The 13,762-nt window shown below is 73.4% G+C and carries 15 protein-coding genes and 1 pseudogene; 5 read left to right on the plus strand and 11 right to left on the minus strand.

What is annotated here, in order from left to right; genetic code table 11:
• Window positions 1-34: 34 nt before the first annotated feature.
• On the minus strand, window positions 35-1,132 hold the full coding sequence (locus NYF13_RS24230; RefSeq protein ID WP_315659901.1) for a Xaa-Pro peptidase family protein: 1,098 nt from the start codon (window positions 1,130-1,132) through the stop codon (window positions 35-37).
• 159 nt (window positions 1,133-1,291) lie between these two features.
• On the opposite strand from NYF13_RS24230, the pseudogene NYF13_RS24235 reads away from it, so the two are divergent.
• Window positions 1,292-1,681, plus strand: a pseudogene (locus NYF13_RS24235) (B-4DMT family transporter); the annotation flags it as partial.
• A 799-nt stretch (window positions 1,682-2,480) separates the two neighbouring features.
• Here the strand turns inward: NYF13_RS24235 and NYF13_RS24240 are convergent.
• The 8 genes from NYF13_RS24240 to NYF13_RS24275 form a co-directional block, all read right to left on the minus strand.
• On the minus strand, window positions 2,481-4,016 hold the full coding sequence (locus tag NYF13_RS24240) for a beta-xylosidase (RefSeq protein ID WP_315659902.1): 1,536 nt from the start codon (window positions 4,014-4,016) through the stop codon (window positions 2,481-2,483).
• A gap of 170 nt (window positions 4,017-4,186) precedes the next feature.
• Window positions 4,187-4,735, minus strand: coding sequence for a GNAT family N-acetyltransferase (locus NYF13_RS24245; protein WP_315659903.1), 549 nt, complete (start codon window positions 4,733-4,735; stop codon window positions 4,187-4,189).
• Window positions 4,736-4,871: 136 nt separating this feature from the next.
• Entirely contained in the window at window positions 4,872-5,303 is a 432-nt protein-coding gene (gene aroQ, locus NYF13_RS24250) for a type II 3-dehydroquinate dehydratase (RefSeq protein ID WP_315659904.1), read from the minus strand.
• Window positions 5,300-6,421, minus strand: a complete 1,122-nt coding sequence (gene aroB / locus NYF13_RS24255) for a 3-dehydroquinate synthase (protein ID WP_315659905.1) — start codon at window positions 6,419-6,421, stop codon at window positions 5,300-5,302. The genes aroQ and aroB overlap by 4 nt, the downstream gene beginning before the upstream one ends.
• An 11-nt stretch (window positions 6,422-6,432) precedes the next feature.
• Entirely contained in the window at window positions 6,433-6,957 is a 525-nt protein-coding gene (locus NYF13_RS24260; RefSeq protein ID WP_315659906.1) for a shikimate kinase, read from the minus strand.
• The gene (aroC, locus tag NYF13_RS24265) at window positions 6,954-8,141 is read right to left on the minus strand and encodes a chorismate synthase (RefSeq protein ID WP_315659908.1); all 1,188 of its coding nucleotides are present in this window, start codon (window positions 8,139-8,141) and stop codon (window positions 6,954-6,956) included. The genes NYF13_RS24260 and aroC overlap by 4 nt, the downstream gene beginning before the upstream one ends.
• A 44-nt stretch (window positions 8,142-8,185) precedes the next feature.
• On the minus strand, window positions 8,186-9,103 hold the full coding sequence (locus NYF13_RS24270) for an A24 family peptidase (RefSeq protein WP_315659909.1): 918 nt from the start codon (window positions 9,101-9,103) through the stop codon (window positions 8,186-8,188).
• A gap of 250 nt (window positions 9,104-9,353) precedes the next feature.
• Window positions 9,354-9,740, minus strand: coding sequence for a hypothetical protein (locus NYF13_RS24275; protein WP_315659911.1), 387 nt, complete (start codon window positions 9,738-9,740; stop codon window positions 9,354-9,356).
• A 123-nt stretch (window positions 9,741-9,863) separates the two neighbouring features.
• On the opposite strand from NYF13_RS24275, the gene NYF13_RS24280 reads away from it, so the two are divergent.
• Window positions 9,864-10,292, plus strand: coding sequence for a Rieske (2Fe-2S) protein (locus NYF13_RS24280; RefSeq protein WP_315659912.1), 429 nt, complete (start codon window positions 9,864-9,866; stop codon window positions 10,290-10,292).
• A 66-nt stretch (window positions 10,293-10,358) separates the two neighbouring features.
• Here NYF13_RS24280 and NYF13_RS24285 read toward each other — a convergent pair whose 3' ends face one another.
• Together NYF13_RS24285 and NYF13_RS24290 are read right to left on the minus strand one after the other, a co-directional pair.
• The gene (locus NYF13_RS24285; protein ID WP_315659913.1) at window positions 10,359-10,814 is read right to left on the minus strand and encodes a PTS glucose transporter subunit IIA; all 456 of its coding nucleotides are present in this window, start codon (window positions 10,812-10,814) and stop codon (window positions 10,359-10,361) included.
• Entirely contained in the window at window positions 10,811-11,095 is a 285-nt protein-coding gene (locus tag NYF13_RS24290; RefSeq protein ID WP_315660411.1) for a PTS glucose/sucrose transporter subunit IIB, read from the minus strand. Before NYF13_RS24290 ends, NYF13_RS24285 begins: the two co-directional genes overlap by 4 nt.
• A gap of 193 nt (window positions 11,096-11,288) precedes the next feature.
• Between NYF13_RS24290 and NYF13_RS24295 the strand changes: the two genes are divergently transcribed.
• From NYF13_RS24295 to NYF13_RS24305, 3 genes are read left to right on the plus strand one after another with little or no spacing between them, the layout of a single operon-like run.
• A complete protein-coding gene (locus NYF13_RS24295; protein ID WP_315659915.1) occupies window positions 11,289-12,086 on the plus strand; it encodes a GntR family transcriptional regulator in 798 nt (265 codons plus the stop codon).
• Window positions 12,083-13,327 carry a PTS transporter subunit EIIC gene (locus tag NYF13_RS24300; RefSeq protein WP_315659917.1) on the plus strand — a complete coding sequence of 415 codons (1,245 nt, stop codon included), beginning with the start codon at window positions 12,083-12,085 and terminating at the stop codon, window positions 13,325-13,327. The genes NYF13_RS24295 and NYF13_RS24300 overlap by 4 nt, the downstream gene beginning before the upstream one ends.
• 38 nt (window positions 13,328-13,365) lie before the next feature.
• Complete coding sequence (locus NYF13_RS24305) at window positions 13,366-13,635, plus strand: HPr family phosphocarrier protein (protein WP_315659919.1); 270 nt, start codon at window positions 13,366-13,368, stop codon at window positions 13,633-13,635.
• The last annotated feature ends 127 nt before the right edge of the window (window positions 13,636-13,762 follow it).

Raw genomic sequence — 13,762 nt, forward strand, 5'->3', positions numbered from 1 at the left:
TCCTGTGTCGATCGCTAGTCCGCGGCCGCCGGTCTCAGACGGCCACGAGGTCCTTGGTGCTCAGGGTGAGGAGTTCGGGCCCGGTGTCCCGCACGACGAGCGTGTCCTCGATGCGCACGCCACCGCGGCCCGCGAGGTAGACGCCGGGCTCGACGGTGACCGCCATACCGGCGGACAGTGTACCGACGCCCGTGGTAGCGAAGCCGGGCGCCTCGTGCACCTCGAGTCCGACGCCGTGCCCGAGACCGTGCGGGAATTGCTCCCCGAAGCCCGCGTCGGCGATCACCGACCGGGCGGCGGCGTCCACTTCGGACACCTCGGCGCCCGGCCGGACCGCCTCGGTGCCGGCCGCCTGGGCGCGGTGGACCAGTTCGTAGAGCTCGCGCTGCCAGTCCGCGGGCTCGCCGAGCACGAAGGTGCGGGTCATGTCGGAGTGGTAGCCCCCGGCGGTGGCGCCGAAGTCGAGCTTCACGAAGTCGCCCCGGCGCAGCTCGGCGCCGGTGGGCCGGTGGTGCGGGATGGCGGAGTTCGGCCCGGCGGCCACGATCGACTCGAACGAAGGCCCGTCGGAGCCGTGCTCCAGCATGCGGTGCTCCAGGTCGCGGGCCACCTCCACCTCGGTCCGGCCGGGACGCAGGCCGCCGGCCGCTACCAGGTCGGCCAGCGCCCGGTCCGCCGCCGCGCAGGCCGCGCGCAGGGCCCCGATCTCGGCCTCGTCCTTGACCTGGCGCAGCCGCTCGACCAGACCGGGGGTGCGGATCAGGTCCACCCGGTCGAACCGGACCTTCAGCACCTCGTGCTCCTCGACGCTGACGTACTGGCTCTCGAAGCCGGTCCGCCGGTGCCGGGCGGGTTCGTGCGCGGCGTGGGTGGCCAGCGCGCGGGCGCTCGCGCGCTCCAGCACCCGCCGCAGGTCCGGGACCTCGGCCGCCGACTGCGTGGTGTAACGGCCGTCGGTGCAGAACACCGTGTTCCCGTCCCCGCTCGCGTGCACGAGCAGCGCGGCGTTCGAGCCGGTGAACCCGGTCAGGTAGCGGATGTTGAGCAGGTCGGTGACCAGCAGCGCGTCGACCCCGGACTCGGCGAGCAGGGACCGCAGCGCATCGCGCCGGTGAGCGTGGATTTCAGGCACCCGGCCAGCTTAGCCAGCCGGGCCCGGCGGCTGATCCGCCTTGAGTGGGATGACTCTCCGCGCCCGGGCGGGCACCGGCCCGGGCGGACCACACGGCGTTCACCGGCGAGCACCTACACTCCGTCCATGCTGGGTGCCTGGTTGACGCGCGGGCTGGTCCTGGCCGTGGTGCACGCCGCGGCGATGACCCTGCTCGCCAAGTGGTCCGTGTTCCACCCGACCGACCAGGCCCTGGTCACGTCGCTGACCCTCGCCGTCCTGGTCGGCGCCGCCGCCCTGTGGAGCGCGGTCGACGGCTGGCGCGACCGGCCCGGCCGCGGCCGCGCGTGGTTCATCGCGGCGCTGGTCACGGGTCTGGCGGGCGGCGTGCTGTACGTCATCGGGCGCGCGATCTTCGTCGACCAGACCGGGGTGGCGGAGCTGAAGTCCGCGCTGACCGGCGGCGCGGCCTTCTCCGCCCTGCTGGTCCTGGTCCCGGCCGGGCTGGGCCTGCTGGTCGGCGGCCGGATCCGCCGGCCCCGCGGCGCGCCCGGCGGCGAAGACGAGGCCCCGGAGCCGGACGAGTCCCGGCACCGGCGGAACGCGGACGAGCCGGATCTTCCGGACGAACCGGACGGTTCGGTCTTGCCCGCCGAGGCGGTGGCCACCCTCCCGGGCCCCGGCTCGGCTTCCCGGTCGCGCTCCGGCCGCGCTCCGCGACCCGGCCACCGAGCCGCGGCGCCGGACTCTCGCCCGGGACCGGCCACCGAGCCCCGCCCCGGCCCGGCCACCCCAACGGGCTTCGATTCAGCCTACGAACCGGGCCTTGGTTCGGCCTCCGAACCGGGTCTCGGTTCTGCCACCGAACCGGGCTTCGGCTCGGCCTCCGAACCGGGCTTCGATTCGGCCTACGAGTCCCACTCCGGCTCGGGCTCCGAACCGGGCGCCGGATCAGCCTCCGGTCCGGCCACCGAAGCTCACTCCGGCTCGGCCTCCGAGCCGGCCCCAGCCGTCTCGAAGTGGCGGACCGGGCGCCGCAAGCCCTCTCCCTCTCCCGCCCGCCGTCCGCGTCCCGGCCCAGAAGGCGACCTCGGCCGCTCCACCGATCCCGGCCACTCCAGTGACCCCAGCCGCGCCAGTGACCCCAGCCGCGCCAGCGATCCCGGCCACTCCGGTGACCCCAGCCGCCCCAGCGACCTCAGCCGCTCCGGTGATCCCGGCCGCTCCAGTGACCCCAGCCGCGCCAGCGGTCCCGGCCGCGCCGGTGACCCCAACCGCCCCAGCGACCTCGGCCACTCCAGTGACCTCGATGCCGGGGCCACGGACCCGGCCACCGGGCGGCGCTCCGGGGAGCTGGACGGTCCGCCGGTCAGCCGCCCAGCGGGAGACCGGCCGCGTAGGCGTCCCACTGTCGCGGGGCGACCTCCGTCACCTCGGAGCCGTTGAGCTTCACCGAACCGCTGTCGGGCAGGCCCCAGCGCGCGTCCGGGCCCAGCAGCACGCCGTAGCCGCGCCCCTCGGCGTGCACCACGGTGGCGCCGGCGCGCAGCCGGCCCGTCACCGGGAGGCCCTCGACCGGCGGCAGCGGCTCATCCAGCACCTCGCCCGCCAGCGTCGCGGCCACCGAGCGGCGGTCGATCCGGATGCGCTGCCCGCGGCGGAACAGGTCCATCGTCCGTTCCGGCGACGGCATCGCGACTCCGTCGAAGGTGGTGGCGACGCGGTCGGCGTCCGCGCAGGCGCCGGTGCCGCGCAGATCGGCGCCGAAGTGCGCCAGCCCGGTCGGGGCCGCGGCGGCGCCGATCACCGTGGCGCGGACGACGTCGAACGAGACCGTGCCGCAGGGGTCGATGAGCGAGGTCGGGGCGTGCCCGTCGGGGCGCCGGACCAGTCCGGGCCCCTCCTTCCAGGGCCCGGGGAGCACGACCGGCGCATACGGCTGCAGGGTGAAGCCGCGGTCCCAGAACGTCAGCGTGGTGCCGGCCGCGGTCTCGTGGGCGACGGCGAACGCATCGAGCGCGCCGACCCACTCCAGATCGGCGCTGAACCCGTCCACCACCGAGCGCTCACGGGCCGCGCCGGTCGACGGGACCGGCACGAAACCCTTGTCCCCCAGCGCTTCCACTCCCCGGCCGAACGCCGGATCGGGTGAGCGGACGACGAACTGCCCGGCCCCGTTCCAGCCCGCGGCGCGGCCGGTGGTGTCGGTGAAGAGCAGGTAGTACCAGCCGTCGAGGAACACCACGGACGGCTGGCCGGCCCCGTAGACGTTGTCGCGGTGCACGTCGTGCGAGGGCCCGAGGATCGGCTTGCCGCCCGCGGCCCGGGTCCAGTGGACGCCGTCGGCGCTGGTGGCGAGCCCGATCGCGTTGCCGAGCGCGTGATCGCCCGCCGCGCCCGTGTAATACAGGAGGTAGGTGGTCCCGACGCGCAGCACGGACGGGTCGCAGGTGTGCACCCCGTCGAAGTTGCCCGGAGAGCCGGAAAGCACCGCGGCGGGGGCGCCGCCGCCCGGACCGGTGAACGGGCCGTCCGGGGTGGGCGCCTCGGCGTAGAGGATGTCGTCGCCCGGCGGAGCGGCGCTGCCGTACTGGCTGCACCACCACATGTGCGCCTTGCCGCCGTCGACCATCACCGTGGGGCCGTAGTTGTAGACCGCGTCCTCACCACCCGCGGCGACGACTCCGGAGCTCTGCCGGGTCCCGGCAAGGGCCAGCGCGACGTTGGCCGCCCGCGGGGGCTTGGGCGGTACGGCGGGCTTGCCGCCCATGATGCCGCCGGGAGCGGGCCCTTCGGCTTGGGACTGCGCGTAGCCGTCGCTGCACCCCGTGACCACCAGCCCGGCCAACGCCAGGGCGAGAAGGACACGAACGGGTAGTCGAACCCGGCGACGGTACGGGTGCACGGTGGCAGAGTGTAGCGAGATTTCCCCCAGTCAGGTGAGTCGACTCCGGGGCAAACCGTCGAACGCGTTTCGCTTTTCTTCATGGCCGACGTTGTTCTCCAGGTAGGCCCTCTCGTCGGTGGGCGGAATCCATCCGACGGCGCGGCTCCCTCTCGGGCCGACGTACGGCCTCAAACCCGTTCGGTCCGTGAGAGGTCCGGCCCATGCGGCGTAGGCAGCGCGACGAGCACGCGGTGGGGGGCGCCGTAGTGCACGCCGCCGCCGACGTTCAGGAATCCCAGCCGCCCCGCCACGGCCAGGCTGGCGGCGTTGTCCTCGTGCACCAGCGCCCAGACCGCGGGCAGCCCGAGGGTCCCGAGCCCGTGTCCGACGACCGCGCGGGCCGCTTCGCTCGCGATCCCCTGGCCCGCGTGCTCGACGGCCACGGAGTACCCGAGCTCGACCACTCCCCCGGGCAGCTCGTCCGAAGGCCGCAGGTGCACGACCCCGGCGACCGCCCCGGCCAGCTCGATGACCCAGTGGCCCTGCCCCACGGGCCCGTCGAAGGCGAGCCGGCGCGCGATCATCGCCCGGGCCCGGCCGGGGTCGGACAGATCGTCCCGGAAGAACCGGTTCATCTCCGGCGCGGCGAAGACAGCCCGGACCGCTGCGGAATCAGCCGCGGTCAGCGCACGAAGCCGGAGCCGGTGGGTGGCGAGTTCGGGTGGTTTGTTGTTCATGCGGGCGAGTCTCGTGCAGGGAGGTGGGGTGGTTCCAGCCGTTTAAGGAGGCGGCGGGCCCCGCCCTGCGAAGCGCCCGACGCAGCTTCACCGGCGAAGCAACCCTCCCGGGCGAAGCAGCTTCAGCGCAGGCGGTTCACGAAGCGTTGGCAGCGATCCAGCGCAGCGCGAGCGCGTACCCGTCCACCCCGAGCCCCGCGATCACGCCCGTCGCGATGTCCGAGAGGACGCTGTGGTGCCGGAACTCTTCGCGTCGGTGGACGTTGGAAATGTGCAGCTCGATCAGCGGCGCGGCGAGCTGCGCGGCGGCGTCGCGGACCGCGATCGAGTAGTGCGTCCAGGCGCCGGCGTTGAGGACCACCGGGGTGGCGCCGTCGGCGGCCTCGTGCAGCCAGCCCACGAGCTCACCCTCGTGGTCGGTCTGCCGGACCTCGACCTCCCAGCCCAGCTCGGCCCCGGTCTTCACGCACAGCGCCACGAGGTCCTCGTGCGTGGCCGAGCCGTAGACCGACGGCTCGCGCCGGCCCAGGCGGCCGAGGTTGGGGCCGTTGAACACGAACGCCTTCACAGCAACACGCTCCCGCCGGCCTTCGGCGTGTCGTTCACGATCGCCGAGTACGCGGCCGCCAGCACCGCCGGGTCCGGGCCCTCCAGGCGGCCGGGCTTCGCCAGCCCGTCGAGGACCACGAACCGGAGCACCCCGGAACGGGTCTTCTTGTCGCCCTTCATGCTTTCGACGAGCTGGGGCAGCGCGTCGGCGTCGTAGGTGATCGGCAGGCCGAGCAGCTTCAGCACGGAAGCGTGGCGCGCCGCGGTGGCGTCGTCCAGCCGCCCGGTGAGGCGCGCGAGCTCCGCGGCGAACACGAGGCCCACGCTCACCGCCGCGCCGTGGCGCCAGCGGTAGCGCTCGCGGCGCTCGATGGCGTGGCCGAGGGTGTGGCCGTAGTTGAGGATTTCGCGCAGGTCGGTCTCGCGCAGGTCGGCGGCGACGACGTCGGCCTTCACCTGGATCGAGCGGCGGACCAGCTCGGCCAGCACGTCCCCGGTGGGGTCGAGCGCCGCCGCCGGGTCCCGCTCGATCAGCTCGAGGATCCGCGGGTCGGCGATGAACCCGGCCTTGACCACCTCGGCCATGCCCGCGACCAGCTCGTTCGGCGGCAGCGTCTCCAGCGTCGCGAGGTCGGCGAACACGGCGGACGGCTCGTGGAACGCGCCCACCAGGTTCTTGCCCGCTTCGGTGTTGATGCCGGTCTTGCCGCCGACCGCCGCGTCGACCATGCCCAGCAGCGTGGTCGGCACGTTGACCAGGCGCACGCCGCGCATCCAGGTCGCCGCGACGAAGCCGGCGAGGTCGGTGACCGCGCCGCCGCCCAGCCCGACGACCACGCCGCGGCGGTCGAGACCGATGCGGCCCAGCACCTCCCAGCAGAAGCTCGCGACGCCGAAGGCCTTGCCGTCCTCGGCGTCCGGGATCTCGACCCGATGCGCGTCGAGGCCCCCGGCGGCCAGCTCCTCGCGGACGGCCTCGGCGGTGGTGGTGAGCGTCGGCGGGTGGATCAGCGCGATCTTGGATGCGCCGGCGAGCTGCGTGGTGAGCTCGCCGAGCAGGCCGCGGCCCACCACGACGTCGTACGGGTTCGCGGTGGCGACGTGGATCCGGACCGGTTCGGCCGGGTTGTCGGGCACGGTTTTCCTCACTACTCCTGGGGCTCGCGGACGCCGGCCAGCGCGGCGGTCGTGGCCGCCACCACCTCGGCGGGCGTCCGCGTGTCGGTGTCGATCTCGACCGTGGCGACCTGCCGGTAGACCGGCAGCCGCGAGTCGAGCAGGATTTTGAAGGTGGCGCGCGGGTTCACGCCGGCCAGCAGCGGCCGCGCCGTGGACAGACCGGCGCGCCGGACGCCCGCGGCCAGGCCGACGTTCAGGAACACCACGGTGTGCCCGGCCAGCAGCGCGCGGGTCGACGGCGTGAGCGGGGCGCCGCCGCCGAGGGAGAGCACGCCCTCGTGCTCCGTCAGCGCGGTGGCCACGGCTTCGGCTTCGAGCGCCCGGAACGCCGGCTCGCCGTCCTCGGCGAAGATGTCCGAAATGGACCGTCCGGCGCGCGCGACGATGTCGTCGTCGGTGTCGCGGAACACCACGCCGAGCGCTTCGGCGAGCAGCGGGCCGACCGTGCTCTTGCCCGATCCGGGCGGTCCGACGACCACCGCGCGGGGGCTCACCAGCGCTCCTCGAGCGCCTTCAGGTAGCCCTCGACGTTGTGCTTGCTCTCGGCCAGCGAGTCGCCGCCGAACTTCTCCAGCGCCGCGTCGGCCAGCACCAGCGCGACCACCGACTCCAGCACCACGCCCGCGCGGGGCACGGCGCACACGTCGGAGCGCTGGTGGATGGCCACGGCGGGCCCACCGGTCCGGACATCCACAGTGGACAGTGCCTTCGGCACGGTGGAGATCGGCTTCATCGCCACGCGCACCCGCAGCGGCTCACCGTTGGTGATGCCGCCCTCCAGCCCGCCCGCGCGGTTGGACCGGCGGGTGACGCCGACCGGGCCGGAGCCGCGATCGATCTCGTCGTGCGCCTGGCTGCCCCAGCGGCGGGCGGTGGTGAAGCCGTCGCCGACCTCGACGCCCTTCATCGCCTGCACGCCCATCAGCGCGCCGGCCAGGCGCGCGTCGAGCCTGCGGTCCCAGTGCACGTGCGAGCCGAGGCCCGGCGGCAGCCCGTAGGCGATCACCTCGATCACCCCGCCGACGGTGTCGCCGGCTTTGCGGACGGCGTCCACCTCGGCGACCATGGCTTCGGTGCCTTCGGCCGAGAACGCCCGCACCGGGCTCTCGTCCACCGCGTCGAGGTCGCCCGGCTGCGGCAGCGGCCCCTCGGGCGCTTCGGCCCCGCCGATCGAGACGACGTGGCTCAGCACCTCGGCCCCGAGCAGCTGGCGCAGGAAGTTCCGCGCCACCGTGCCCAGCGCCGTACGCGAAGCGGTCTCCCGGGCACTCGCGCGCTCCAGCACGGGGCGGGCCTCGTCGAAGCCGTACTTCTGCATGCCGGGAAGGTCGGCGTGCCCGGGGCGGGGCCGGGTGAGCGGCTCGTTGCGCGCCAGGCCGGCCAGCACCTCGGGGTCCACCGGGTCGGCCGCCATGACCTGCTCCCACTTGGGCCACTCGGCGTTCTCGATCTGCACCGCGATGGGGCCGCCCTGCGACAGCCCGTGGCGGACGCCGCCGAGGAACTGCACGTGGTCGGTCTCGAAGCCCATCCGCGGGCTGCGGCCGAACCCGAGCCGCCGCCGCGCGAGCTGCGCGGTGAGGTCCCCGGTCGTCACCGCCACTCCGGCGGGCAGCCCTTCGAGCACAGCGGCGAGAGCGGGTCCGTGTGATTCACCTGCGGTGATCCAGCGCAACACCAGACAATCCTGTCACGGACCCACCTCGGCCGGGCGAGAACCCCTCAGCTCATCGCCACCCCCGATCCCGGCCCGCCGGCCACGGCACACACCCAGGTGGTCAGCAGCAACGCCGGGCCGTGGGGGATCCGCGGCCAGGAGCAGGGCGGGGGCGGTTCGCGTTCGGGGCGAGGTGGCGGTGGGTTCGTGACCGGTGCGGGGGCGGTCTCGGCGCCATGCGGGGGCTCGGCGACACGCGAAGGTGCGGCTTCGGACTGGGCGGCCATCGGAGTCGAGGTGGCGGAAACGTTCCCGATGCGCGGGGGCTCGGCGGCCGATCTGGTTCCGGCGGCCGGGGTTTCCGGGCTTTCGACGACCGGGGCCCGGGCGGGCCGGCGGGTTGAGCCGTCGGCGGGGTGGGGGGTTCCGCGTAGCCGGAGACCGACGACGGGCAGGCGAGAGGCGGCGGTGAGGGCGGCGCTCAGCACGCTGGCGGCCACGGCGGCGAAGAGGAGCGCGGGCCCTCCGACCACGCCCAGGACGGCACCCAGGCTGCCGGTCAGTTTCACGTCCCCCGCGCCGAGGTGGCCGGGCGCGAGGTAGTGGACCAGCAGGTGCGCGCCGCCGAAGAGCACGGTGCCGGTCAGGGCGGCGGCCAGGGTTTCCGGGCTGCCGCCGCCGGCGAGCGCGGCGGCGAAGAGGGGGTAGGCGGGCAGGGTGAGCACGTCCGGCAGCCGGCGGTGGCGGAGGTCGGCCAGGGCGAGCGGGACCGCGAGCACCGTGACCAGCCAGGTGACCGATAGCCACCAGCCCGGCTGGCTGTCCGCCTGCCACCGCCAAGCGACGATCGCCGCGGCGGCCCCGGCGACGAGCGCCGCGAGGCCGAGCGGGATCGGCGCGCCGGCGCCGCGGACGAGGAGGCCCGCGCCGGTTGCGGCGAGGGCGCCGGTCACGACGACCAGCGAGAACAGTGCCCAATCCATGCCGTCCACGCTGGCAGGGGACGGCCGCCGCGGGCAAGCGAACGCGGTCGCGAACGGTCCTCTCGCGACACGCCGGGCGGCTTTTCACTCGACCGGGTGGCCGGTCGTGAGACCGAGCGCAAACCAGGTCAGGCCCGAGACCGTGGCGCGGCGGGTCCTGCCCGACCCGGCAGGGCGGCACCAGAGCGATAGCGCCGGACCAGCGGCAATCCGGTCCGGCAGCGGTCCACCGCCGACCGGCCGCGGAGGCTCACCGGGACACGGTCACCGCCCGGCGGGACCGCAGGTCGCGGACCAGCAGGATGAGCCCGGAGACCACGCACAGGACCTCCGTGACCACTCCCCAGTACTCGAACTGGCTGGTGAACCGATCGTGCACGCCGAAAAAGCCGACCGTGGTGGCCAGGAAGTACGACACCAGCGTCGCGGCGCCGAAGCCGAAGGCCGCCAGGGCGAGCAGCCAGTGCTGCCAGAACAGCACGGCGAGGGCGATCACCACTCCGGCCACGCCGTTGAGCAGGAACAGCGGGCCGACCACGTCGATGTCCGCGTAGCCGCTGTCCCAGTACAGGAGGAAGTGCACCAGGGCCGAACCCGCCAGGCCCGCCGCGGCCAGCCCGCGCCACCACTTGTCCACGACCGAACCTCCACGCCGACGACGCCTTCGAACCGGTACACGGACCTCGGCCCGATCCGGTTCAGAGCGGTGCGCCTCCGGGGAACGGTGAACCGGACCGGCGCGGGCTTCGTTGCCAGGGGTATGACTGCCGAACTCCACTCACGCCGTTCCGTCCTCACCACCGGCGCCGCCGTCGCCGGAGCCGCCGCCGGCACCCTGGCGCTCGCCGCCTGCGGTGGCGGGTCCGGGGGCAGCGCCCAGCCCCCGAAGCCGGGCGGGAAGGTGATCGCGCTGGCCGACGTGCCCGTGGGCCAGGCGAAGTCCGCCAAGACCCCGGACGGGCAGGACGTGATCGTCGCCCAGCCCGCCGCCGGGACGGTCGCCTGCTTCAGCGCCGTCTGCACGCACCAGGGCTGCACCGTGAACGCGCCCGAGGACGGGGAGCTGAACTGCCCGTGCCACGGCTCGGTCTTCGACGCGCTCACCGGCGCGGTCAAGAAGGGGCCCGCGAACGCGCCGCTGCCGAAGATCACCGTCAAGGTCGAGAACGGGCAGGTGACCACCGCCTGACCGCACGGACGGGCCCCTTGCCGACGAACACCGTCCACAAGGGGCCCTGCCGTTTTTCACGACTGTTCAGTCGCTCCAGGTGAACAACTGCTCGCCCGCCGCGACCTCGCGGCCGGGCTCCAGGTCCGCGAGCACCTCGGCCGGGGCGTCCAGGCCGACCACCGGCACGATCGGCGAGTAGCCCGCGGCCGCGACGGCCTCGGGGTCCCAGCCCACCACCGGCTGGCCGGCGCGCACCGCCTCGCCCTTGACCACGTGGAGGGTGAAGCCCTCGCCCTTCTCCTTCACCGTGTCGATGCCCAGGTGGACCAGCACGGCCCGGCCGTCCTCGGTGGCCACCACGTACGCGTGCGGGTGCAGCGTCACGACGGTGCCGTCGACCGGGGCGACGGCGTCGGACCGGCCGCCGCTCGGCACCACGGCGATACCGGGGCCGACCATGGCCTCGGCGAACACCGGGTCCGGCACGTCGGTGATCGCGACCACCTTCCCGGCGACCGGGCTCAGGATCGGCAGGCTCACATCAGGTCCTCGATGTCGCTGGCGATCGTGTCGGCCTCGGGACCGACGATCACCTGCACCCCCGAGCCCATGCGCACCACGCCCATCGCCCCCGCGGCCTTCAGCGCCGGCTCGTCGATCAGGCTCATGTCCTCCAGCTCGCACCGGAGCCGCGTGATGCAGCCCTCGATCTCGACGACGTTGTCCGATCCGCCGAGCGCCGCGAGAATCTTCTCGGGCCTTTCGTCCGCCATCGCGGCCTCCTCGTTTCCTGTTGCTTTCCCACGTGAGCAGGCTGGGATTCCAGCTTTACTACGCCGTTCGCCGCCGTGCACGCCACGATCGGCCACGAACCCATAACGGTGGTTGACACCCGCTCGCCCGCCGGAGCATCCTGCCCCATCAGGTCATTGGTCTAGACCGGAACGTACCAATCTTCCGGCCCGGACGCGAGCACCGGTTCCCGGTGCGACGAAACGAGGGAGGGCGACACCGATGAGCGCGGCCGCGCACGTCCCGCCACCCGATCGGGTCGAGCAGGTGGTGAACGGGCCCACGCCCAAGCACGCCCAGCTGCGGGAGATCCTGCGCCGCTCGGTCGAGCGGGAGCTGCCGCCGGGGTCGCCGATCCCCTCGGAGCGGGAGCTCGCCCAGCGCTACGGGGTTTCGCGGCTCACCGTCCGCTCCGCGATCGGGAAGCTCGTCGAGGAGGGCCTGCTGGCCCGGGTGCGCGGCAAGGGCACCTTCACCGCGGCGCGGCGTATGGAGCTGCAGCTCTACCTGATGTCGTTCACCGACGACATGCGGCGGCGCGGGCTCACCCCGGCCACCGAAGTCGTCTCCACCGGCGTGGAGATCCCGCCGGTGACCTCGGCCCACGCACTCGGCCTGGCCGAGGGCGTGCCCGCCCACCGCCTCGTGCGGCTGCGGCACGCCGACGGGGTGCCGCTGGCCGTGGAACGCGGCTGGTACCACGCGGGCCGGACCCCGGGCCTGCTCGACCTCGACCTGTCCCGTTCGCTGTACGCCCAGCTCGGCGAGGCCTTCGACCTCCGCCCGGACCAGGCGTACCAGACGGTGTGGGCCGAGTCCGCGGACCGCGAAACGGCGCGCCTGCTCGGCATGCGCACCGGCAGTCCGCTCCTGGTCTTCCGCCGGGTCTCCAGCGCCAACGGAGAACCCGTGGAGGACATGACTTCCTGGTACCGGGGGGACCACTACCAGGTGACCATGCAGTTGGACCGGAACACCCCGGATTCCGGTCAAGAACCCCACTATGGAGGTATCCGATGAGCGCCACCACCGCGGAGGGGGCGAAGGGCAAGAAGGGCGGAGGCGGCGGTCTCGCCGGCCTTCAGCGCTTCGGCCGCAGCCTCATGCTGCCGATCGCCACCCTGCCCGCGGCCGGTCTGCTGAACCGGCTCGGCCAGGACGACGTGTTCGGCAAGGACGGCCTGGGCTGGGACAAGGTCGCGGCCGTGATCGGCGCGGCGGGCGGCGGCCTGTTCGACTGGCTGCCCCTGCTGTTCGCGATCGGCATCGCGGTCGGCTTCGCCCGCAAGGGCGACGGTTCGACCGCCGTAGCCGCGGCCGTCGGCTGGGTCGTGTTCAACAAGGTGATCCAGGCCATCGCGCCGATCAGCAGCCAGCAGGGCTACAAGCCCGGCTGGGACGGCGCCCCGATCCACTGGCCCTACAGCGTGCTGACCGGTGTCGTCAGCGGCATCGTGGCGGCGCTGCTGTGGCAGCGCTACCACCGCATCAAGCTGCCGGCCTGGCTGGCCTTCTTCGGCGGCCGCCGGTTCGTGCCGATCATCACCGCGCTGGCGATGATCATCCTCGGTGTCATCTTCGGCCTGCTGTTCAAGTACGTCGATGAGGGCATCAATTCGGTCGGCCGCGCGGTCGTCGGCTCACCGGTCATCGGTGGCGGCATCTACGGCGTGCTCAACCGCCTGCTGATCCCGATCGGCCTGCACCAGCTGCTGAACGTGCCGGTGTGGTTCATCTTCAACGGCGGCGACATCCCGAACTTCCTGAACAACCACGTCCAGGGCTCGGGTATCTTCCAGACCGGCTTCTTCCCGATCTTCATGTTCGCCCTGCCCGCCGCGGCGCTGGCGATCTGGCAGACCGCGAAGCCGTCGCAGAAGAAGCTCGTCGGCGGCATCATGATCTCGGCCGCGCTGACCTCGTTCATCACGGGCGTGACCGAGCCGATCGAGTTCGCCTTCATGTTCGTCGCCTGGCCGCTCTACCTGTTCCACTCGCTGATGACCGGCATCTCGCTCGCGGTCTGCAACGCGCTGGGCATCCGGCTCGGCTTCTCGTTCTCCGGCGGCGCGATCGACTTCGCCCTGAACTCGTCGCTGGACACCGCCCACAAGGCGTGGCTGCTGATCCCGATCGGCCTGGTCTTCGCCGTCATCTACTACGTGGTGTTCCGGTTCGTCATCACGAAGTGGAACCTGCGCACGCCGGGCCGCGAGGACGACTCGGTCGAGGCCGACCTCGAGCGCACGGCCGCCAAGTAGGATCGTCAGCAGCACCTGCAGCTAGGAGAGGTACGGACATGCCGGAGAAACGAGTCACCGTGGCCAGCAAGGTGGGCCTGCACGCGAGGCCGGCCGCGCTGGTCGCCAAGGCGGCCGCGGCGCAGCCCGTCGCGGTGAGCATCGCCAAGGCCGGCGGCGACCCGGTGGCCGCCGGCAGTGTGCTCAACCTGATGACGCTGGCCGCCGGCTACGGCGACGAGGTGGTCATCAGCGCCGAGGGCGAGGGGGCCGAGGCCGCGGTGGACGCGGTCGCGCAGCTCGTCGCCACCGACCTCGACGCTCAGTAGGCACCACCACGGGGTTGACGGAGGGGCCATCCGCCACGGCGGGTGGCCCCTCCACCGTTTCCCGGTGGCGCCGGGGACGGCTGGCCGCCAGAGCGGGCCAGGCCCCGGATCGCGGTGGCCGCGGGCC

The organism is Amycolatopsis sp. PS_44_ISF1 (assembly GCF_032335455.1).
Lineage (GTDB): Bacteria > Actinomycetota > Actinomycetes > Mycobacteriales > Pseudonocardiaceae > Amycolatopsis.